At 40.4% G+C, this 20,195-nt stretch carries 20 protein-coding genes; 15 read left to right on the plus strand and 5 right to left on the minus strand.

The window, feature by feature from the left end; genetic code table 11:
- Positions 1-40: 40 nt before the first annotated feature.
- Positions 41-1,723 (minus strand): chaperonin GroEL, encoded by a 1,683-nt coding sequence (gene groL, locus FRE64_RS13095; RefSeq protein WP_146296632.1) that lies wholly within the window; start codon positions 1,721-1,723, stop codon positions 41-43.
- 221 nt (positions 1,724-1,944) lie between these two features.
- On the opposite strand from groL, the gene FRE64_RS13100 reads away from it, so the two are divergent.
- The 9 genes from FRE64_RS13100 (at position 1,945) to FRE64_RS13140 (ending at position 9,908) form a co-directional block, all read left to right on the plus strand.
- On the plus strand, positions 1,945-2,586 hold the full coding sequence (locus FRE64_RS13100) for a response regulator transcription factor (protein ID WP_146296633.1): 642 nt from the start codon (positions 1,945-1,947) through the stop codon (positions 2,584-2,586).
- 110 nt (positions 2,587-2,696) lie between these two features.
- On the plus strand, positions 2,697-3,434 hold the full coding sequence (gene sfsA / locus FRE64_RS13105) for a DNA/RNA nuclease SfsA (protein WP_146296634.1): 738 nt from the start codon (positions 2,697-2,699) through the stop codon (positions 3,432-3,434).
- A gap of 57 nt (positions 3,435-3,491) precedes the next feature.
- The gene (gene psb27, locus FRE64_RS13110; RefSeq protein WP_146296635.1) at positions 3,492-3,911 is read left to right on the plus strand and encodes a photosystem II protein Psb27; all 420 of its coding nucleotides are present in this window, start codon (positions 3,492-3,494) and stop codon (positions 3,909-3,911) included.
- A gap of 87 nt (positions 3,912-3,998) precedes the next feature.
- Positions 3,999-5,513, plus strand: coding sequence for a family 10 glycosylhydrolase (locus FRE64_RS13115; RefSeq protein ID WP_146296636.1), 1,515 nt, complete (start codon positions 3,999-4,001; stop codon positions 5,511-5,513).
- A gap of 56 nt (positions 5,514-5,569) precedes the next feature.
- Entirely contained in the window at positions 5,570-6,040 is a 471-nt protein-coding gene (locus FRE64_RS13120; protein ID WP_146296637.1) for a DUF2752 domain-containing protein, read from the plus strand.
- 40 nt (positions 6,041-6,080) lie between these two features.
- The gene (locus FRE64_RS13125; protein ID WP_146296638.1) at positions 6,081-6,341 is read left to right on the plus strand and encodes a TM2 domain-containing protein; all 261 of its coding nucleotides are present in this window, start codon (positions 6,081-6,083) and stop codon (positions 6,339-6,341) included.
- A 147-nt stretch (positions 6,342-6,488) separates the two neighbouring features.
- The gene (locus FRE64_RS13130; protein WP_146296639.1) at positions 6,489-6,749 is read left to right on the plus strand and encodes a TM2 domain-containing protein; all 261 of its coding nucleotides are present in this window, start codon (positions 6,489-6,491) and stop codon (positions 6,747-6,749) included.
- A 416-nt stretch (positions 6,750-7,165) separates the two neighbouring features.
- The gene (locus FRE64_RS13135; protein ID WP_146296640.1) at positions 7,166-8,125 is read left to right on the plus strand and encodes an orange carotenoid-binding protein; all 960 of its coding nucleotides are present in this window, start codon (positions 7,166-7,168) and stop codon (positions 8,123-8,125) included.
- 544 nt (positions 8,126-8,669) lie between these two features.
- Positions 8,670-9,908, plus strand: a complete 1,239-nt coding sequence (locus tag FRE64_RS13140) for an RNA-guided endonuclease InsQ/TnpB family protein (RefSeq protein ID WP_146296641.1) — start codon at positions 8,670-8,672, stop codon at positions 9,906-9,908.
- A gap of 53 nt (positions 9,909-9,961) precedes the next feature.
- On the opposite strand, the gene lptC is transcribed toward FRE64_RS13140, so the two are convergent.
- The 3 genes from lptC to metG all read right to left on the minus strand — a co-directional run bounded on the left by lptC (position 9,962) and on the right by metG (position 13,475).
- Complete coding sequence (gene lptC / locus FRE64_RS13145; RefSeq protein WP_146296642.1) at positions 9,962-11,158, minus strand: LPS export ABC transporter periplasmic protein LptC; 1,197 nt, start codon at positions 11,156-11,158, stop codon at positions 9,962-9,964.
- Positions 11,136-11,762 (minus strand): LabA-like NYN domain-containing protein, encoded by a 627-nt coding sequence (locus tag FRE64_RS13150; RefSeq protein ID WP_146296643.1) that lies wholly within the window; start codon positions 11,760-11,762, stop codon positions 11,136-11,138. The genes lptC and FRE64_RS13150 overlap by 23 nt, the downstream gene beginning before the upstream one ends.
- Before the next feature lie 108 nt (positions 11,763-11,870).
- A complete protein-coding gene (gene metG, locus FRE64_RS13155) occupies positions 11,871-13,475 on the minus strand; it encodes a methionine--tRNA ligase (protein ID WP_146296644.1) in 1,605 nt (534 codons plus the stop codon).
- A gap of 339 nt (positions 13,476-13,814) precedes the next feature.
- Between metG and FRE64_RS13160 the strand changes: the two genes are divergently transcribed.
- From FRE64_RS13160 to FRE64_RS13185, 6 genes are all read left to right on the plus strand, one after another.
- Entirely contained in the window at positions 13,815-14,537 is a 723-nt protein-coding gene (locus tag FRE64_RS13160) for a lysophospholipid acyltransferase family protein (protein WP_146296645.1), read from the plus strand.
- Between the two features lie 10 nt (positions 14,538-14,547).
- Positions 14,548-15,360 (plus strand): alpha/beta fold hydrolase, encoded by an 813-nt coding sequence (locus tag FRE64_RS13165; RefSeq protein ID WP_146296646.1) that lies wholly within the window; start codon positions 14,548-14,550, stop codon positions 15,358-15,360.
- 82 nt (positions 15,361-15,442) lie between these two features.
- Positions 15,443-16,333: a beta-carotene hydroxylase gene (gene crtR, locus FRE64_RS13170; protein WP_146296647.1), complete on the plus strand. Its 891-nt coding sequence runs from the start codon at positions 15,443-15,445 to the stop codon at positions 16,331-16,333.
- A gap of 3 nt (positions 16,334-16,336) precedes the next feature.
- Entirely contained in the window at positions 16,337-17,734 is a 1,398-nt protein-coding gene (locus FRE64_RS13175) for a TldD/PmbA family protein (protein WP_146296648.1), read from the plus strand.
- Between the two features lie 74 nt (positions 17,735-17,808).
- Positions 17,809-19,125 (plus strand): DNA cytosine methyltransferase, encoded by a 1,317-nt coding sequence (locus FRE64_RS13180; protein WP_146296649.1) that lies wholly within the window; start codon positions 17,809-17,811, stop codon positions 19,123-19,125.
- Positions 19,115-19,918 (plus strand): endonuclease, encoded by an 804-nt coding sequence (locus tag FRE64_RS13185; protein ID WP_146296650.1) that lies wholly within the window; start codon positions 19,115-19,117, stop codon positions 19,916-19,918. Before FRE64_RS13180 ends, FRE64_RS13185 begins: the two co-directional genes overlap by 11 nt.
- A gap of 64 nt (positions 19,919-19,982) precedes the next feature.
- Here FRE64_RS13185 and FRE64_RS13190 read toward each other — a convergent pair whose 3' ends face one another.
- The gene (locus tag FRE64_RS13190) at positions 19,983-20,165 is read right to left on the minus strand and encodes a hypothetical protein (protein ID WP_146296651.1); all 183 of its coding nucleotides are present in this window, start codon (positions 20,163-20,165) and stop codon (positions 19,983-19,985) included.
- Positions 20,166-20,195: the final 30 nt, after the last annotated feature.

Here is a 20,195-nt window from a genome sequence, read left to right on the forward strand (position 1 = left end):
CAGACTGTGGAGAGAGCGGTTAAGAGAAGCAGGGAGGGGCTTACATCATGCCCATACCTCCCATGCCTCCCATACCGCCCATACCGCCCATGCCGCCCATGCCGCCCATGCCGCCAGATGGGTCAGCAGCGGCTTCTTCTTCTTGGGGTTCTTCTACCACGAGGGCTTCAGTGGTAATGATCATGCCAGCAATGGAACCAGCATTTTGCACGGCAGAACGAACCACTTTTGCAGGGTCAATGATACCGGCAGCAATCATGTCTTGATATTCACCAGTAAGGGCATTGTAGCCAGTGTTAAATTCAGCATCGCGGACATTTTCAACGATGACAGATCCTTCAACACCAGCATTAGTTGCCATTTGAGACAAGGGAGCTTCTAAGGCTTTAGCAACAAGGGAGGCCCCAATTTGTTCTTCGGGGTGGCTTAATTGGTTTCTGAATTCAGAGACTTTTTTCGCTAAGTGGATCAACGTTGTTCCACCGCCTGGAACAATTCCTTCTTCTACCGCAGCTTGGGTGGCATTCAGTGCGTCTTCAATGCGTAGCTTGCGTTCTTTCAGTTCAGTTTCGGTGGCTGCACCGACTTTAATTACACCAACGCCACCAGCAAGTTTGGCAATGCGTTCTTGGAGTTTTTCTTTGTCGTATTCAGAATCGGTTTCTGCAAGTTGTTTGCGAAGTTGGGCAACTCGTTTTTCAATATCTCCCTTGTTCCCATCTTTTTCAGCAACAATGATGGTGTTGTCTTTGCTAATGGAGACGCGACGGGCAGTTCCCAACATATCGAGAGAAACTGAGTCGATAGTTAAGCCCACATCTTCGGAAATGAGTTGTCCACCAGTGAGAACGGCGATATCTTGTAGCATTTGTTTGCGACGCTCGCCGAAACCGGGGGCTTTAATCGCAGAAACATTGAGAACGCCCCGTGCTTTATTCACAACGAGGGTGGCAAGGGCTTCCCCTTCAATATCTTCGGCAATAATTAAAAAGGGCTGTCCTTCTTTAGAAACTTGTTCCAAGATGGGGACTAATTCTTGGATGGAACTAATTTTCTTATCGGTGATGAGAATTCGGGGATTTTCAAACTCGACCATTTGCCGTTCTTGGTCGGTGATAAAGTAGGGAGAAAGATAGCCGCGATCAATTTCCATCCCTTCGACAATATCCACTTCTGTGGCGAGGGAGGTGGATTCTTCAACGGTGATTACCCCGTCTTTGGTCACTTTTTCCATGGCTTCGGCAATCATTTTACCGACTTCTTCATCGTTACCTGCCGAAACCGTTGCTACTTGCGCGATCGCGTCTCCTTCTACGGGTTTAGCAACATTGGCAATTTCTTCTACTAAATAGTTAACAGTTTTTTCGATACCACGACGCACGGCTACAGGGTTGGAACCAGCTGCTACATTTTTCAGTCCTTCCCGAATCATGGCTTGGGCAAGAACTGTGGCAGTGGTTGTGCCATCCCCTGCAATATCGTTGGTTTTAGAGGCAACTTCTTGAATGAGGCGTGCGCCTGTATTTTCTAAGGGATCTTCTAGTTCAATTTCTTTAACAGCAGTTACCCCATCATTAACAATTTGGGGTGCGCCATATTGCTTTTCTAATAAAACATTGCGTCCTTTTGGACCAAGGGTAATCCGAATCGCATCAGCGACAGCATCAACGCCCTTTTCTAGAGAACGTCTTGCTTTTTCGTTAAAAGATACAATTTTAGGCATTGTGGTAATTCTTAATTGTCGTCGTCCATCAATAGACAATTTAGCACTCTCTTTTCCTGAGTGCTAAGTCTTGACTAAGTAGGGATATCCGAACGTTGCTTGTTTGTCCCTTGTCCTCTGTCCTTCATTGTTTGTAAACCAAGACTAATGACTAATGACTAATCAAACGGTATTAAGATAGAGGCAATATCAAAAATTTTAAGTGCTATTCAAAAACATTTATGCCCCTACTAATTTTATTAGCGGAAGATGATCCTGGGATTCAAATGGCTGTACGAGACTATTTACAGCTTTCGGGGTATCATGTAGTTACAGCCAAAAATGGGGAAGAAGCGCTAGAGAAATTAAAAGCATATCATCCTCACTTAATTGTTGCTGATATTAAGATGCCTCGTAAAGATGGCTATGAGTTAATTCAGGAGGTGAGAGAACGTCCTGAGTTTCACTTAATTCCAGTCATCTTTTTAACCCAACGGGGAAGCACGGCTGATCGGATTCAAGGCTATCAAGCTGGCTGCGATGTTTATTTACCAAAGCCTTTTGAAATGGAAGAGTTAGGGGCAGTGATTCATAATTTATTAGCGCGATCGCAGCTAGTCCAATCCGAACAGCAAGATCAGACCACAACGGCTTCTATGCCTTCAGAACAAGAGGAAGATTACCACTTTACGCAACGAGAAAAGGAAGTATTAGAATTGCTTACCCAAGGACTGTCTAATACAGAAATGGGAGAGAAACTTTATCTTAGTTCTCGTACTGTGGAAAAATATGTGAGTAGTCTCTTACGCAAAACTGATACCAATAACCGTGCTGAGTTAGTGAGTTTTGCCCTAAAACATCATCTGATTTCTTCTTCTTATTAATACAGTTTCTACCAAATGATGAAAAAGCAGTAGTAATTGGTCATTGGTTGACAAAGGACAAAACACTTTACTATTAAAATATCATAGTTCCCTAGAACCACCTTTATTAAATGAGTTCACCCCTAGTTTATCCCTATCCTTCACGAATTCAAGGAACATTAATTAAACGCTACAAACGGTTTTTAGCTGACATTAAATTGGCTTCAGGAGAAGTGATTACAGCCCATTGTCCCAATACCGGCCCAATGACAGGAGTCTGTACGCCGGGTAGTCCTGTGCTAGTTTCTTATAGTGAGAATAAAAAGCGAAAACATCCTTATACTTGGGAAGCAATTGAGGTAAATGATACCATTCCTACTTGGGTGGGAATTAATACTAATTTGCCCAATCGGGTGATTAAGTGGGCTTTAGAAAATCATCTGTTGCCTGATTTAGCTCATTGTTATGAGACTGTTCGTCCAGAAGTTCGTTATGGAAGTGATAATAAAAGTCGCATTGATTTTTTATTAACAGGTGTAGAAGAAAAACCGATTTACTTAGAAGTAAAAAATGTCACTTGGGCGCAAGGAACAACCGCTTTATTTCCAGATACCGTAACAACCCGAGGACAAAAACATCTACGGGAACTAATTAGTCTCTTACCCGTCGCTCAACCCATGATGCTTTATTTTATTAATCGTAGCGATTGTATGAGTTTTGCCCCAGGAGAAAGTGCTGATCCTCAATACGCCCAGTTATTTGATCAAGCTAAAGCCGAAGGAGTGGCGATACTCCCCTATCGTTTTGAGACCAATTCAGAGGGAATTAAGTTTCTGGGGAAAGCGAGCATTAGTAAGGAGAAGCAATAGATCAATGAAGAAAAAATGGTAGAATCTTGCTACAGAAAATAAATTTGAGAAAGAACTATGGTTATAAAATCAATGCTTAAGCGCTTACTGACGTTAACATTAGTGGCAGTAATTAGTGTGGTTGGGATAGCAGGATGTAGTGGTGCCGATACAGGTTTAACTGGCAATTATCGTCAAGATACCTTAACGGTAATAGAAACCTTACGGACTACGCTCAATACCCCGGTAGATGCTCCTGATAGAGAGGAAATTCGTAAACAAGCGCGTAAGCAAATTAATGACTATGCTGCTCGATATCGTCGGGATGAAAGCGTTGCTGGTTCGCGTTCTTTTACCACAATGCAAACAGTGTTAAATGCCCTAGCTAATTACTATACATCTGCTTATGCCACTCGTCCCATTCCTGAAAAAGTTAAAGAACGAGTTTCACAAGAGTTTGAGCAAGTGGAACGGGCTTTACGACGAGAAGATGTTTAAGTGGTTGCCTTAAAAAATTGGCTACAATATCTGGCAGGGCAGTTAAGGAAAAATACATTTGTTTAAGTTCTATATTTTTGAATTGATATGAAGATTAAAGTGTTCAAAGGTTTTGCTTTCTTAACTTCCCTGTCTGGTTTTCTAAAATTAACTATTATTGCTGTTTTAACAACAGGATTAATTGTTGGTAGTAATGCCTATTTTTCTCCTGCGAGTGCAGCGCAAAGAAATAATTACTGTCGGTTTGAAGAAAGCGCGATCGCGCAAAAAGAGGAACTTAGAGAAAAGGCTTTTAATGGCGATAATCAAGCCCTAGAAGAGTATCAAGAAATTGTCCAAAAACACGCGGAAGAATTAACTCGCTGTCGAGAAGAAACTTGGCCCCAAAAGCAAACACTTTGGCTGAGACTTTACCCTTGTGATACTAAGTCTGGTCGCTTAGAACAGGTGTTAGATCAGATTGTTGATTCAGGGTATAACCAAGTTTATGTGGAAACGTTTTATAACAGTCAAGTTTTACTCCCTCAAAGTGAAAATAATACGGTTTGGCGTTCAGTTTTGAGATCGCCCTCGGTAGAAGAGACTGATTTACTAGCAGAAGTAATTGAAAAGGGACATGAACGTAACTTAAAAGTATATGCTTGGCTATTTGGCATGAACTTTGGCTATTCTTATGGTCAAAGGAACAGTAACTCTTCTGTATTAGTGGAAAATGGCTTTGGTGAAAATAGTCTCTCTGAAAGTGGAGAAACCTCGCAAGCCTTCATTGATCCTTATAATCGGCAAGCAAAGCAACAATATTCCCAAATGCTTTCCGAGGTCTTAAAACGGCAACCAGATGGGGTATTATTTGACTATATTCGTTATCCCCGTAGCACAGGAGCGCGATCAGTAGTAAGTGGGGTTAAAAATCTCTGGATTTACAGCGATGCCTCTTTCAATACTTTGTTAGATCGAGCCTCTAACGAACAAGGACGCTTTCTCATTCAACGTTATCTCGGCAATGGTTATATTAGCCGTAATGATGTGGAGAGGGTAGATGACATGGGTGATGACTTCCCTCTTTGGCAAGGACGTAATGTTGATGAAGAAGCCGAAAAAAATATGAGTGTTGATGCTCGTCGAAATTTATGGCAACAACAGTTATGGTATCTCAGTGTGGCTCATGCCGCCCAAGGAGTATTAGAGTTTGTCTCTGATGCAGTTGATCAGGTAGAAGCAGAAGGGATTCCTACAGGGGCTGTATTTTTTGCCGATGCCAATCAAGTAGTGGGGCAACAAGGATTTGATTCTCGCTTACAACCTTGGACTCAATTTAGAGATGTCACACAATGGCATCCTATGGCTTATGCCACCTGTAATCAAACTAATTGTATTGTCGATTTAGTGAAACGGACTCGCAATTCTCTGCCGAATAATATGGAACTGATCCCTGCTTTAGCTGGAGATTGGGGAACTTCAAGGCGCGATCGTCCGCCCTTAGAAGCCCAAATGGAGGCAATTCGTCGCCAAGTCCCACAAGTAACAGGAATTAGTCATTTTGCTTATTCTTGGCAATTTCCTGAAGTGGAACGAGAACGAAAATTCTGTTCTTTACCCTAACTAGCGAGCAATGAGAACTCATGGTCACTTAGAGAACTACTACTATTGTTGAAGTTATGCTAAAAATAAATTCTCCCTTAAATAAAACAGGACTCTATACACGTTGCTTTAGCCTTAGTATCTGCACATCTCCTTTGATTGGGTCTTATTTTTTTGGTTACACTGAAGCCAGTTCTCCCTTCAAATGTCTGTTTCTTGCCACCACAGGAATTCCCTGTCCAAGTTGTGGGTTAACACGCTCTTTTATATCAGTTGCTCATAATAATATTCAACAAGCTCTTGATTACCATTTATTTGGTTTAATTTTATTTTTAGCATTAATTCTCGTTTGCCTTCATCTGATTTTAGAATTACTCTTGCGCCGTCGTGTAACAACATTTTATACTAAGTTATTATCCAAGCGTCGCTTTCAATTTACTTTCATTGGCGCTGTTTTAGCATATCATTCTGTTCGCTTATATAGCTTATGGCAGTCTGGAGAATTAGCTATTAGCTTTTCCCAATCGCCCCTAGGGCAAATATTTTGAATGCTTGGTTATTGGTAAAAAATGAAAAGAGGTTGAAACTATGACTAATTCTAGTGATGCTAGTAGCAAAAAAGTCGCTGCTGGAGTCTTAGGAATTGTACTTGGGGGCTTAGGGATCCATAAGTTTATTCTTGGCTATAATACAGAAGGAATTATTACACTAGTGATCAGTTTTTTAACTTGTGGTATTGGGTTTATTGTCTTTGAAATTATTGGTTTAGTGGAAGGCATTATTTACTTGACGAAAACTGACGAAGAGTTTAAGCAAATTTATATTGATAATCGCAAAGCATGGTTTTAAAGGTAACAGAATACTTATCTCTTGCTTGCATTAAAGTTTTATGTCGCGATCACAAATAAGTCTTGAAAAATTTTTAGTGAGGATTTATAATAATTTACTAATCTTGTAACATCGTTGTTTAGTATATCTTAATAGGAAGGAGTAATAATGACCAACTCAAGTGATATCAGCAGTAAAAAAATTGCAGCGGGGATTTTAGGAATTTTATTAGGTTCATTAGGGGTTCATAAATTTTTACTGGGCTACAATACAGAGGGAATTATTATGTTAGTAGTTACTCTGGTTACTTGTGGTTTTGGTGGAATTGTCATGGGAGTAATTGGTTTAGTGGAAGGAATTATGTATTTAATTAAAAGCGATCAAGAATTTCAGGAAACCTACATTGATAACAAAAAAGGATGGTTGTAGTAAGGGATGAAAGACTTAAATATCCTAGGAAAAACTGTATCTAGGAAGCAACAAAAAACTTTTTTAATGGTTTTATGTGCGTTAGGTGGCGCAACTTACTTTACCACATTCTCTCAACTAAATTTCCCGATGGTAGTTAGGGGGTATCTGATGATTATCCCTTTGCAAATATTAGCCCTAATGTATGTCCTTTATGTCAAAACTGTAGCCTCTTATTCTTCATCTAAGTAGTTAGGGAACAAAGTCTGTTCTTACCTGTCCCCCTTGGCTTCTCAGTAGCACCTTACTCTTGCGCTTCGGTTTCTAAATTTTTATCAAGTTTCTTTAATTAATGATTATGATTACAATTTTTAATTACCAAAATATTCTATCCATGTTATGCCTAAGGTAGTTCAACTTCCATAAGGAGCAATCCCATGCCTTTTAGTATCGAGTCTGCTCGTGGCATTTTCCCAGAAACTCGCACTGCTGATGCAGTTCCCGCAACGATCGCGCGTTTTAATCAACTCAATGCCGAAGATCAACTAGCCCTGATTTGGTTTGCTTACAAGGAGATGGGTAAAACGATTACTATTGCAGCTCCTGGGGCGGCAAACATGATGTTCGCCGAAAGAACTCTTGACCAAATTAAGAAGATGAGTTTCTTGGAACAAACCCAAGCCATGTGCGACTTAGTTAACCGTGCTGATACAGAAATTAGTCGTGCTTATGGCACTTGGAGTCCTAATGTTAAGTTAGGCTTCTGGTATCAGCTAGGGGAATGGATGGAACAAGGAATTGTAGCACCGATTCCCAAAGACTATAAAATGTCAGCTAATGCTTCTTCTGTTTTACAAGATATTCGTAACTTAGAAAGTGGACAGCAAATTACTGTTTTGCGGAATGCTGTGCTTGATATGGGGGTAGATGCCAGTAAACTAGGCAATTATACCCGTGTCACTGAACCCGTAGAACCACCAAAAGAAATGTCAGAACGGACAGAAGTCAGCATTAATGGGGTTACAAATGCCACGATTCTCAATTATATGAATTACCTGAATGCCAATGACTTTGATGCCCTCATCGAACTTTTTGAAGAAGAGGGAGCATTACAACCACCGTTCCGACGACCCATTATTGGTAAAAATAACATTTACCGTTTCTTCCGAGAAGAATGCCAAAATCTGAAATTATTACCAGAACAAGGGGTATCAGAACCTGCCGATGAAGGTTACACTCAAGTTAAGGTAACAGGAAAAGTGCAAACACCTTGGTTTGGGGCAAATGTAGGCATGAATATTGCTTGGCGATTCTTACTCAGTCCTCAAAATAAAATCTTCTTTGTGGCGATTGATCTCCTTGCGTCTCCAAAAGAGTTAATGAATCTTTCTCGCTAGAACTTTTAAGCATTGACCGAAAATGGGGTCTGGGTACTTCCCAGTAGGTCAACCGCAAGGAAGATACATATCCCCAGTGAGTATAGGACAGCTTAAAAAGCGAATGCCGTCTGCTGATTCGAGCGGTTTCCCTTGGATACCCTTTCAAAGGGGATAGTTGACAGAATGTTGTCGCGCCCTTATCGGAATTAACCGATGAACCCAAGGGAGTAACTAGCAAGACCTGTGAAAGCAAAAGGAAAGCCCTTCGGGGTATAACTTGGCGGATAGGGGTTCAAAATTTGCCCCACTCGAAAGAGGAGCTAACTTAAGCACGGGTGAACCAGTAACTTGAACGGTTAATCGGAAAGCCTTCAATGTCGCGTTAAAAGTTAAATACCTTACGGTAAACGTAAGCGTGAGAGGTCTAACCTCGGCAAGTACGAAGACAGCCTAATATGGTCTGTGTTTGCTTGAGCCGTATGCGGTGAAAGTCGCACGTACGGTTCTGAGGGGGGAGGGGGAGAGCAATCTCCCTGACCTACCCGACAATTCAACGTCAAAAATGTTTGTCCTAGAGTTCAAATTAAAAGGTAATAAAACTCAATATCATGCTATAGACGAGGCTATTCGTACTTCTCAGTTCGTGCGAAATAAATGTCTTCGCTATTGGATGGATCATTATGGCGTTGGACAAAAAGACCTTTATAGATTTAATACTCATCTTCGTTCAGAACATAAGTTTGTTAAAGAACTTAATTCCCATGCTTGTCAGACAGCAGTAGAAAGAGCTTGGACATCCATTGTTCGTTTTTACGACAACTGTCAAAAAGGTAAGTCTGGGAAAAAGGGTTATCCTAAGTTCAAAAAGAATCTCCGTTCATTAACTTATAAAACCAGTGGTTGGAAAATATCTAAAAACCGCAAGCGAATTAAGTTTACAGACAAAAAAGGGATTGGTTCTCTGAAGATGAAGGGTGGTTGGGATTTACATCGTATTGATCTAGAACAAATCAAACGAGTTCATCTAGTCCGCCGTGCAGATGGTTATTACGTTCAGTTTGTTGTCAAAGAAGACTTATCGAATTTGGTATTAACTGAATTACCGCCAACCAAACACAACATTGGGCTAGATGTTGGTTTGAAATACTTTTATGTTAATTCGGATGGCAATCAAGTTGAGATTCCACAATACTATCGTAAGTCGGAAAAACAACTAAACCGTCTCAACCGTCGTAAATCCAAGAAATTTCGTAAAGGTCAACAGCAATCTAATAACTACCTTAAGGCAAGGAATCGGTACGCACGAAAACATTTAAGAGTAAGTAGGCAGCGAAAAGAGTTCTGTAAAGAGACAGCACTCCGTGTTATCCAATCTAGCGATTTGGTCGCCTATGAAGACTTGAATGTGAGTGGTCTTGTGCGAAACGGGAAACTTGCTAAGAGTATTAATGATGCAGCTTGGTCTTCTTTCCGTCGTTGGTTAGAGTATTTTGGTAACAAATACGGAAAGGTAACAATAGCAGTACCCCCACACTATACTTCACAAAAATGTTCTAACTGTGGACAAATTGTCAAAAAGTCTTTGTCAGAACGGACTCATCGTTGTCAATGTGGTGTGGTATTGTGTCGAGATCAAAATGCTGCCATCAATATCCTAAGAAAAGGATTAGCTACCGTAGGGCATACGGGAAGTTTAGAGCTAGACTCTATAAACGCTTGGGGAGATTGCCCCTCTACTTTGGCTGATGGTGAAAACTGTTTGTCAAAGCAAGGGCGGTCGTCTTATGAACTAGGTTTATAAGTTAGAACCAAGAATCCCCCTCCTTCTAGGAGGGCGGAGTGTCAAAGGGGTAGCTATGGAACAAAGTCTGTTCTTACTTGTTCCCCTTGTCTTCCTCGCACTGACATATTTTCCTTGCTTAAATTGCCACTGGCTTGTTCACCACGGCTAGTAATAGGAGGATCATTTTGTTCATAAACCACATTTCCTTGCGCTTCCATTTCTTGGGTAGGAAGATTCCAAGTTAACCGATTAGCAGAGAGTTTCGCTTGATTGGCTTCGCTAACGCCACGGACATTCCCTTCAAATTCTGCAATTTCGGTGTCTAAATTAATTTCCCCTTGATTACCACTTAGTCTCATCCGATCCTCTCGATGCAATAATTGCAGGCGTTGAGTGCTGCTAACTAGGTTACGTTCTATATTCCAAGTGACAGCATTACTCTTAGCTTCTAATGGGGGATCAGTGGCGTTAAATTCGACATTGTTTTCTAGAGAAACAATTCTTTGGGTAAGATTGACGCTACCAGAATTAGCAGTAACGCGATCGCTGATCTCTTCCGTTTCAGGATCATAACGTTCTACTTGTAAAGGCTTATTACTCTTTACCCTGTCTTCAGCAACGAACCAATTAAACTGTTCTCCTTCTAAATTCAGAGGCGGATCTTCGGATGTTCCTTTGACATTTCCCGTTAATTCTAATTCTTCGCGATCAGTATAGTATTTTCCCTCATTTGCAGAAGCATTAAAGCGAGGATGATCCCCAGTCATTTTTTCAGGAATAATTAGCAAGTTTTCCTGTGGCAACCATTGGATCACTTCCGATTTCAATACCGCCTCATTACGGGGATCAGTAGCTACTACCTCTCCTTCTAAATTGACTTGTTCCCCATCATTAATAATTCTTCCTTGATTCGCCTCAATTTGTAAAAAGACTTCTCCATCCTGATAAAATTCACCGCTAACGGTTTCTAATTCTGCGTCTTGATCATCTTGCCGATAAACCACACGATTTACTTGCAGTTGCCAAAGATTATTCCCTTCTTCATCCACTTGATTAAGGGTTGCATTCTCTAAAATTAATCTCTCTTCAATCACTTCTTCCTCAGCATCTTCCTCTGCTGGAGGGGAAGTGGGTTGATTATTATTACCGTTACAAGCAGTAGTTGTCAAAAGAAAAACCCCAATTAACACCCCAGTTATGGCTTTATGACCAAGTAACCGAGGTAAAATTAGGGCTGGAAAGGAATTATGCTCCAGAAGAATCTTCATCAAAAATTAAAGTCGGTAAGGTGCGATAGGGTTGAGGGTGCGGGCTAGGTTGATGATTGGATTTTGGTGGCTTTTGGATGTCTTCTTGAATTTGATCGAGATCGATATAACGATCAGCTACGTTAATTAAGCTGTCACTGGTCATAGAACGTAAGCTTACTACTTCTACCCTAGCACCCCGATAGCTAACAGCATCCACAGCATAGGCTAAATCCCCATCCCCACTAACTAATATAGCAGTATCATAAGCGCCGACTAACGCCATCATATCCACTGCAATTTCTACGTCAAGATTAGCTTTTTTAGAACCATCAGGTAGCTGTACTAAATCTTTAGAAATGACGCGATAGCCATTGCGACGCATCCACAGCAGAAATCCTTGTTGTTTTTCGTTGGTACTATCAACACCGGTGTAAAAGAAAGACCTTAATAGTCTTGAACCAGAGGTCAGGCAAGATAATAATTTGGTGTAATCTATTTCTATGCCTAATTGCAAGGCAGCGTAAAATAAATTAGAACCATCAATAAATATCGCAACCCGACCACGATTTTCTAAAATTTGTTTCGGTGTAAATACCGGATCGTGATCAAAGTTTTCCAGCATTTTATATCCTCGTTTTTTATTTAATTAAAGTCAGTTTATGAAAAAAAAGTGAATTTATGAAAAAAGTATCTATCTCTACCTTACCCAAAAATTAAAGGATTTGTAAGCCTATAACGGATTTTCTTCAGGAAGTTCTAACCGTAAAAATACAGGCTTAGCTTTTCCTAATAGTTGCAGGGGTGGCAAAATTCCCCAACATCTATGGGTTTGAAAAGATAGTTCTTGATGAAAAGAGGTGGGGTTGTTGAAGTCAACATTAAACCCAATTTGTTGGTAAATTTGAGTACTTAAAGTGGGTGTGATGGGAGAGAGGAGATAGGCACTCAAACGGATTGATTCTAATACAGTGTAGATGACTTCTTCCACCTGTTTTTGTTCCCCCTGTTTGTATAAACTCCAAGGGGCTTGTTCATCAATATACTTGTTACTACGGCTGACAAGGTGGATAATTTCGCTACAAGCCTGACTAAAACTTAAGTTGTTATAGGCTAGGGTTACGCGATCGCTGAGATTTTCTCCAATTTGTTTAAGGGGATGATCCTCAGCAATATCTTCACCTTTCAGATTTGGGGTTTCATTGTTGCAGTATTTCTTTGCCATTTTCAGTGTCCGATTTAACAAGTTACCAAAGTCATTGGCTAAATCGGAATTTAGAACGTTGACAAAGCGAGTTTCGTTAAAGTCCCCATCTTGCCCAAATTCAATTTCTCGCAGAAAGTAATAGCGTACAGCATCTGCCCCATAACGTTCCACAAGGGCAATCGGATCTAAGGTATTGCCTAAACTTTTTCCCATTTTGTGTCCATCTTTGGTGAGGAAGCCATGCCCAAACACTTTTTCTGGGGGAGTCACACCAGCAGACATCAACATCGCCGGCCAATAAACAGCATGAAAGCGCAGAATATCTTTTCCAATAAGATGGACATTAATGGGCCACCAACGGGAAAGGGCGTTTTCAAGGGTGGGTTCGTCATCAGGGTCAAGAAGGGCGGTAACATACCCTAAAAGGGCATCAAACCAGACGTAAATAGTATGCTTGGGGTCCGGGGGAACTTCAATGCCCCAATCAAGATTCACACGAGAAATGGAGAAGTCTTGTAAGCCCTGTTGGACAAAGTTCAGCACTTCCTTGCGGCGGCTACTGGGCTGGATAAAGTCGGGATTCTTTTCATAAAGGGCTTCCAGTTGGGATTGATATTTGGAGAGACGGAAGAAATAATTCTCTTCATCTCGCCATTCTGCTTTTTTATTGGTATGGATGGGACAGTAACCGCCATTGACCAATTCTCTTTCTTCTTTAAATTCTTCACAGGAAACACAGTACCAGCCTTGTTTTTGGGCTAAATAAATATCATTATTGTCCCAAACTCGTTGGAAAAATTCTTTCACAATCGCTTCATGACGTTCGGCGGTGGTACGACTAAAGCGATCATATTGAATATTGAGTTTTTGCCACAAAGTATCAAAGCTGGCGGCAATTTTATCGCACTGGGCTTGAGGAGAGAGTCCTTTTTCTTCAGCAGTACGCTGAATTTTTTGCCCGTGTTCGTCTGTTCCTGTAATCAGTAGGACAGCATTTTCTTCTAACCGCTTAAACCGCGCGATCGCGTCTGCTGCCATGGTTGTATAAGCACTACCAATGTGCGGAACATCATTGACATAGTATAAAGGCGTGGTTAAAGCGAAGTTTTTTTGATGTTCTTTTACTTCCATACAAATATTAAAACTTTATTATATTCTTTTTTAGATCTAATTTATAATTTTTTAGATTTTTTTTATAATTAAGGTAATCATTTTTGGGATTGATGTTGTTCTCTATAATTTGTAATTGCTACTATTTATCATGGTTATTACCTCTCCTTATGATGGTTTATTTCCAAAAATCAATGTTTAATAAAGTTATAACGAAAATTGAGAATTTATGGTTCTACTTTAAGAGATATTTCAGATAACGTCAATTCAAAAGGTGCAGGGAATAATTAAATAATTGCTTAAGATTGAAATAAAACGTTAAGATTTTTTAAGGTAGAGCTACTTTTCTCATCAAATGTAATGTCCGATCAACAACCCCTTAATCTATCTCGTGGGTTTCTGCAAGCCTTGGGAACAAAACTTTTTGTCTATTATGAAAATCGCATCCCTGAGAAAGCAGCAGTGGTAGTGGTGAGTAATCATCGCAGCTTTATGGATCCGATGATGCTGATGGTGGGATTACATCATCCCCTGCGTACTGTCTGTCATCACTATATGGGAGAAGTACCAGTGTTAAGAGAAGCTGTGGAAATGTTGGGTTGTTTTCCCTTAGAAAACTCCTCACAACGAGGAACAGCATTTTTACGCCGTAGCATTACCCTGTTACAGCAAAATAGCTGGCTTGCCATGTTTCCTGAAGGAGCAGATCCCATGGTAGATTTAACTGCACCGACAGAGATGAAACCCTTTCAAGAGGGATTTGCTCATTTACTTTTGCGGGCGAAAGTGCCTAATTTAGTGGTGTTACCGATCGCGATCGCCTCAGAAGAAGAACAAGTGACTCAAACCATCCCCCTAAAACTTTTATACTGGTTTGACCCCTCTGAAACCCTATTTAATCAATGGTCATTACATCCCATGGTAGTCTATCAACGAGCGAATCTTCTCATCGGTCGTCCTTACTGGATCACTCCTAAACTCCAAGATCACTATCGTGGAAAACAAACCATAGAAGGCGTTTCTCACCTTACCGATTATTGTCAAAAAGAAATTAAACACCTTTTACAAGCAGGGTGTTATTAGTCTCATAATAATGAATCAGCAAATTGACCCTTATTTTTTTACCCCAACTGTGTCTCATCCTGAGTATCCCCTCTTTGTCTTTCTACCAGGAATGGACGGAACAGGAGAACTGATCCACACCCAAACTGAAACCCTAGAAAGGTGTTTTGATCTGCGTTCTCTAGCTATTCCCCCTGCAAACAAAAGTAATTGGGATCAGCTAGCAACAGATGTCATTAACTTAGTACGACAAGAACAAGCGCAAAAGCCAAACTTGCCCACTTATCTCTGTGGAGAATCGTTTGGTGGCTGTTTAGCATTAAGAGTGATTGAGAAAGCCCCAAACTTGTTTGATCGGATTATTCTAGTGAATCCTGCTTCTTCCTTTCATCAACGCCCTTTTTTAGCCTGGGGGGCCGTAGGCACAGGTTTAATGCCAGAACCCCTTTATCGCTCTTCTACAGTGCTAATTTTGCCATTTTTAACCGCCATGGGACGTATTGAACCAGAGGATCGTCGGGCGTTGTTAAATGCGATGAAATCAGTGCCACCGCAGACAGTTCACTACCGAATTTCTTTGCTAGATCAGTTTAGGGTTGATCCCAAACGATTAGAAGCCGTTACCAGTCCTGTTTTATTGCTAGCAGGGGCTTCTGATCGGATGTTACCGTCTCAACAGGAAGTGCAACGATTAAGCCATTTATTTCCAGCCTCACAAGTGGTAATTTTACCTAATAGCGGTCACACCTGCTTATTAGAACGGGAGAATCGCTTATGTGACATTCTAAAGGAGGCAAATTTCTTGGAAAAAGAAGCATTTGATCAATTTTGCGCCGCATCTTAGCGGTTTTTTGCGACAATAAATAAAATGAGATCATTTAATAAAAATTAATATCTAGATTTAAGGTAAAGGAGACGATAAAACAATGGTGCAGATGCAACAGTCATTGAGAGTACCGAAAGATTATATTGACCCTGATAGCGGTTGGAATATCAATGTCAGGATGTTTATGGCGGCTTGGGCAATGTTTATCTTGTCTCATTGCGGTTACTGGCTTTGGCATTGGCAAGGTTGGGTTTGTTTTTGTATTAATGTCTTGTGTTTGCATTTAGCAGGAACAGTTATCCATGACGCATCTCACCGCGCAGGGCATCGTAATCGGGCAATTAATACCATTTTGGGACATGGTAGTGCCTTAATGTTGGGGTTTGTATTTCCTGTGTTTACTCGGGTTCATTTACAGCATCATGCTCATGTTAATGATCCCAAAAATGATCCTGACCATTTTGTTTCTACAGGGGGGCCACTGTTTCTGATTCCCGTGCGATTTTTCTATCATGAGGTTTATTTCTTTAAGCGTCGGTTGTGGAAAAATTACGAGCTTTTAGAATGGTTTGTTAGTCGCTCCTTATTGGGATTAGTGATTTTTTTATCCCTGCAATATGGCTTTTTTAATTATGTGATTAATTATTGGTTATCCGCGGCGTTAGTGGTGGGTTGGATGTTAGGATTATTTTTTGACTACTTGCCTCATCGTCCCTTTCAAGAGCGCGATCGCTGGAAAAATGCCCGTGTCTATCCCAGTAAAATTCTCAATCTTCTCATCTGTGGGCAAAATTACCATTTAGTGCATCATCTTTGGCCCTCGATTCCTTGGTATAAATATCAACCTGCTTATTATCAAATGAAACCTTTATTGGATGCAAAAGAGTCTTATCAGTCGTTAGGATTGTTAGAAGGGAAGAAAGACTTTTTCGGCTTTATTTACGATATTTTTCTCGGCATTCGCTTTCATAAAAAAGAAAATAAATCATAACTTATGAAATCCTATCGCAATCTACTCGCTGATTTAATTCAAAAATATCGCGATCGCGCTGACTTTTTACTCATTCGCTTAGAAGAATCAGAAAGCACTGACATCCTCCTTAGGGGGGATAAAATTGAAAATCTCAGTGAAGAAGTCAACATTGGCGGACAAGTACGAGCCTGTTATCGGGGGGGCTGGGGGTTTGCCAGTTTTAATCGCTTAGAAACCCTTTCTGAACGCATTGAAGACGCGATCGCGGCAGCTAGGCTAGTGGGAACCAAACAAACTTGTTTAGCCCCGATTCCCACCTTAGAAGGCACTTATTATCTCCCTCTCCCGGCAGGTGATCCCCGAGATATTCCCCTTGCCGAGAAAAAAGCCCTTTGTGATCACTACAATCAAATCTTAAAAAGCCATGATTCCCGTATTACCAGTACCACCGTCGGTTATAGTGATATTACCCAACAAGTCACCATTGCCACATCAGAAGGAACATTAGTGGAACAATCTTTTGCCGACTTAGAAGCAAGATTCAGCGCGATCGCGCGAAACAGTGAAACCGTACAAGTGGGACGAGAAACCACAGGCTCCCGTCGTGGATGGCAAGACCTTCTTAACCTAGAAACACAAATCATCACCGCCGCCGAAAGAGCCGTTAACGCCCTCACGTTACCCTCCATTAAGGGCGATACCTATCCTGTCGTCATTGATCCCATTCTCAGTGGCTTATTCGTTCACGAAGCCTTTGGTCATCTCTCCGAAGCGGACATGATCTACGAAAACCCCGACTTGCAAGAAGTAATGACCATGGGGAGACAATTTGGTCCCGAAACCCTACAAATTTTTGATGGGGCAGCCCCAGAAGGGCATCGCGGTAGCTATCAAGTAGATGACGAAGGAACACCTGCTACCACCACTCAACTTATTGAAAACGGCATTTTAGTCGGGCGACTCCATTCCCGAGAAACCGCAGGAAAATTAAAAGAACGTCCCACTGGTAACGCCCGTTGTTTAGACTATCAATATCCTCCTTTAGTTCGCATGACCAATACTTGGATTGAACGGGGAGACACTCCTGTAGAAAAACTCTTTCAAGACATTCCTCTTGGGGTTTATGCCAAAAATTGGCTAGGAGGCATGACCAACGGCGAAATGTTTACCTTTTCTGCTGGGGAGGCTTGGATGATTCGAGATGGAAAAATTGCTGAACCTGTCAGAGATGTCACCCTCTCTGGAAATGTATTTAAGACCCTTGCTAATATTGAAGCCATTGGCAATGACTTTTACTGGGATGAATCTGGTGGCTGCGGAAAAGGCGGACAAAGTGGCTTACCTGTCGGTTGTGGTGGCCCCAGTTTACGCATTAAAGATGTGGTAGTAGGTGGTGAAGATAGTGATACTGAAAACTAGAGTTACACGCTGATTGGGTAAGATTGTTATTTGTGACCGTAACGCGAATATTAAGGAAATAGTATTAGTTAAGAATGAATAGAAGGAAAAAAAAACGCGCGATCGCTGTTGATTTATTTTCGGGCGTTGGGGGAATGACATTAGGCTTTGAACAAGCAGGTTTCGATGTTCTGGCTTCAGTGGATATTGATCCCATTCACTGTGCTGCCCATAAATTTAACTTTCCCTTTTGGTCAATCATTTGTCAAGATGTACAACAACTGACAGGAGACGACATTAGACAATCTTCTTTAATTCAAGACCAAGAAATTGATGTGGTTTGTGGTGGCCCTCCCTGTCAAGGGTTTTCTTTAATTGGAAAGCGTGTTTTAGAAGATGACAGAAATGCCTTAGTGTTTCATTTTTTGAGGCTAGTTTTAGAATTAAATCCAAAATACTTTGTCATGGAAAATGTTGCGGGGATGGCGATTGGCAAATCACAGCAATTATTAGAAGAATTGATCGCCAATTTTCAAAAAAATGGTTATAATATCCAACTGCCTTACCAAGTTTTGAATGCATCTAACTTTGGCGTTCCTCAAAACCGCAAGCGTTTATTTTTATTAGGAAGCCGTCAAGATCAAGTTCTTCCGAATTATCCCACTCCCATAACAAAACCTGCGAAAGGGAAAGTTACATCATTAAATAGTAATTACCCTGATAGTCCAACAGTAAAAGATGCACTCATTGATTTACCAAGCATTGAAAATTACCCTGAATTATTAACCCAAGATACGGTTAAAGCTGAGTTTGGTCAACCCAGTTCTTATAGCTATCAGTTGCGACACAATGGAAAAGCGAGCAATGATTATAGTTATCCTCGCAATTATGATTCGAGTCTTTTAACTGCTAGTTTAAGAACCCAACACACCGAAAAATCAAGAGCAAGGTTTGCTGAAACTCCACCTGGCAAAACTGAACCGATTAGTCGGTTTTATAAACTTGATCCTGATGGGATTTGTAACACTTTAAGAGCAGGAACTGCCAGCAATCGTGGCGCTTATACCTCTCCCCGTCCCATTCATCCTTATCTTCCCAGATGTATTACGGTTCGCGAAGCTGCAAGGTTGCATTCGTATCCCGACTGGTTTCGCTTTCATGTTACAAAATGGCACGGTTTTCGACAAATTGGCAACTCAGTTCCCCCTTTTTTAGCAAAAGCAGTCGCCCAAGAAATTATCAAAGTTTTAGGCGTTATCCCTTTACAAATTTCAGATTACTCTGATTTAGGAGAAGAAAATTTATTAAGTTTAGAGATGTCAAAAGCGGCTCAACTCTATAAAGTTAGCCCTCATGTTATTGCTCCCAGAACTAGAAAAAATAAGCAAGGTGTCAAGAACAATGACCAATAATAAAAAAGGGATGTATAATGAAGTGATAAAAGAAATTTTTAGTAATCATTATGAAGAAGGTCTTGAGCATTTTGAATTTACTCGGGAAGAGATTTCTGAAGTGTGTAGCAAGCTAAATATTAGTCCTCCTAAAAATCTTGGTGATGTTTTATATAGCTATCGCTTCCGAAGACCTCTCCCTAAAGAGATATTAGATACAGCACCTTCAGGATTAGAATGGATAATAGAATCTGTAGGAAAAGGGAAATATCGCTTTACTTTATCTACTAGGAACCGGATTACTCCTAATCATAATTTAATTTCCATTAAAGTTCCTGAAGCAACACCTGAAATTATCACAAGATACTCATCAGGCGACGAGCAATCTTTACTTACGAAGATTAGATATAATCGTTTAATAGATATTTTCTTACAAATTACAGCATATTCCTTACAAAATCACTTAAGAACTACTGTTAAAGATATTGGACAAGTAGAAATTGATGAAATTTATGTAGGAATTAATAATAATGGATCACACTTTATTCTGCCAGTACAAGCTAAAGTCGGCAATGATCAATTGAGTGTTATACAAACTAAACAAGACATTGCTTATTGTGATCAAATTTTTCCTGACTTAATCTGCCGTTCAGTATCTGCTCAATTTATGGAAAATTACTTAATTGCCCTTTTTGAATTAACTTTAGAAGAGAGTGAAATCAAAGTAGTTCAAGAAAAGCACTACAGAATCGTTCCTAGTAAAGATATTTCTGAAGAAGATATTAGGAGTTATATTTCTAGGGATGCAATTTAATGTTTTGCTATTTCAATTGCACTTTCTAAAAAAAAATTAATTAATGTATTAACTTTTTAGCCATTTAGTCTTGCGTGGCCCTTATCAATGAACGCAAGGCTTCATTAACGGAGTTAGAATCAGGAAATTTTTCCGCAACATCAGGGTCTAATCGAACAATTGTTTGACCAAGGCTTTTTCTGTCTCGCCCTAATTTTCTAACTTTTAAACGCTTTAAGTTATATTCTGTCCGTAGTTCATCTTCCATATGTTAACTATTCCTCCTCATAAAATTCTC

The organism is Euhalothece natronophila Z-M001, assembly GCF_007904085.1.
Lineage (GTDB): Bacteria > Cyanobacteriota > Cyanobacteriia > Cyanobacteriales > Rubidibacteraceae > Halothece > Halothece natronophila.

Excerpts from the sequence above, each read along its gene's own strand:
- FRE64_RS13130 (WP_146296639.1), top strand. The coding sequence starts at position 6,489 with ATGACCAACTCAAGTGATATCAGCAGTAAAAAAATTGCAGCGGGGATT.
- groL (WP_146296632.1), bottom strand. The coding sequence starts at position 1,723 with ATGCCTAAAATTGTATCTTTTAACGAAAAAGCAAGACGTTCTCTAGAA.
- sfsA (WP_146296634.1), top strand. The coding sequence starts at position 2,697 with ATGAGTTCACCCCTAGTTTATCCCTATCCTTCACGAATTCAAGGAACA.
- FRE64_RS13175 (WP_146296648.1), top strand. The coding sequence starts at position 16,337 with ATGAAATCCTATCGCAATCTACTCGCTGATTTAATTCAAAAATATCGC.
- FRE64_RS13120 (WP_146296637.1), top strand. The coding sequence starts at position 5,570 with ATGCTAAAAATAAATTCTCCCTTAAATAAAACAGGACTCTATACACGT.
- FRE64_RS13165 (WP_146296646.1), top strand. The coding sequence starts at position 14,548 with ATGAATCAGCAAATTGACCCTTATTTTTTTACCCCAACTGTGTCTCAT.
- FRE64_RS13190 (WP_146296651.1), bottom strand. The coding sequence starts at position 20,165 with ATGGAAGATGAACTACGGACAGAATATAACTTAAAGCGTTTAAAAGTT.
- lptC (WP_146296642.1), bottom strand. The coding sequence starts at position 11,158 with ATGAAGATTCTTCTGGAGCATAATTCCTTTCCAGCCCTAATTTTACCT.
- FRE64_RS13160 (WP_146296645.1), top strand. The coding sequence starts at position 13,815 with ATGTCCGATCAACAACCCCTTAATCTATCTCGTGGGTTTCTGCAAGCC.
- FRE64_RS13100 (WP_146296633.1), top strand. The coding sequence starts at position 1,945 with ATGCCCCTACTAATTTTATTAGCGGAAGATGATCCTGGGATTCAAATG.
- FRE64_RS13180 (WP_146296649.1), top strand. The coding sequence starts at position 17,809 with ATGAATAGAAGGAAAAAAAAACGCGCGATCGCTGTTGATTTATTTTCG.
- FRE64_RS13125 (WP_146296638.1), top strand. The coding sequence starts at position 6,081 with ATGACTAATTCTAGTGATGCTAGTAGCAAAAAAGTCGCTGCTGGAGTC.
- FRE64_RS13135 (WP_146296640.1), top strand. The coding sequence starts at position 7,166 with ATGCCTTTTAGTATCGAGTCTGCTCGTGGCATTTTCCCAGAAACTCGC.
- FRE64_RS13115 (WP_146296636.1), top strand. The coding sequence starts at position 3,999 with ATGAAGATTAAAGTGTTCAAAGGTTTTGCTTTCTTAACTTCCCTGTCT.
- crtR (WP_146296647.1), top strand. The coding sequence starts at position 15,443 with ATGGTGCAGATGCAACAGTCATTGAGAGTACCGAAAGATTATATTGAC.
- FRE64_RS13140 (WP_146296641.1), top strand. The coding sequence starts at position 8,670 with ATGTTTGTCCTAGAGTTCAAATTAAAAGGTAATAAAACTCAATATCAT.
- FRE64_RS13150 (WP_146296643.1), bottom strand. The coding sequence starts at position 11,762 with ATGCTGGAAAACTTTGATCACGATCCGGTATTTACACCGAAACAAATT.
- psb27 (WP_146296635.1), top strand. The coding sequence starts at position 3,492 with ATGGTTATAAAATCAATGCTTAAGCGCTTACTGACGTTAACATTAGTG.
- FRE64_RS13185 (WP_146296650.1), top strand. The coding sequence starts at position 19,115 with ATGACCAATAATAAAAAAGGGATGTATAATGAAGTGATAAAAGAAATT.
- metG (WP_146296644.1), bottom strand. The coding sequence starts at position 13,475 with ATGGAAGTAAAAGAACATCAAAAAAACTTCGCTTTAACCACGCCTTTA.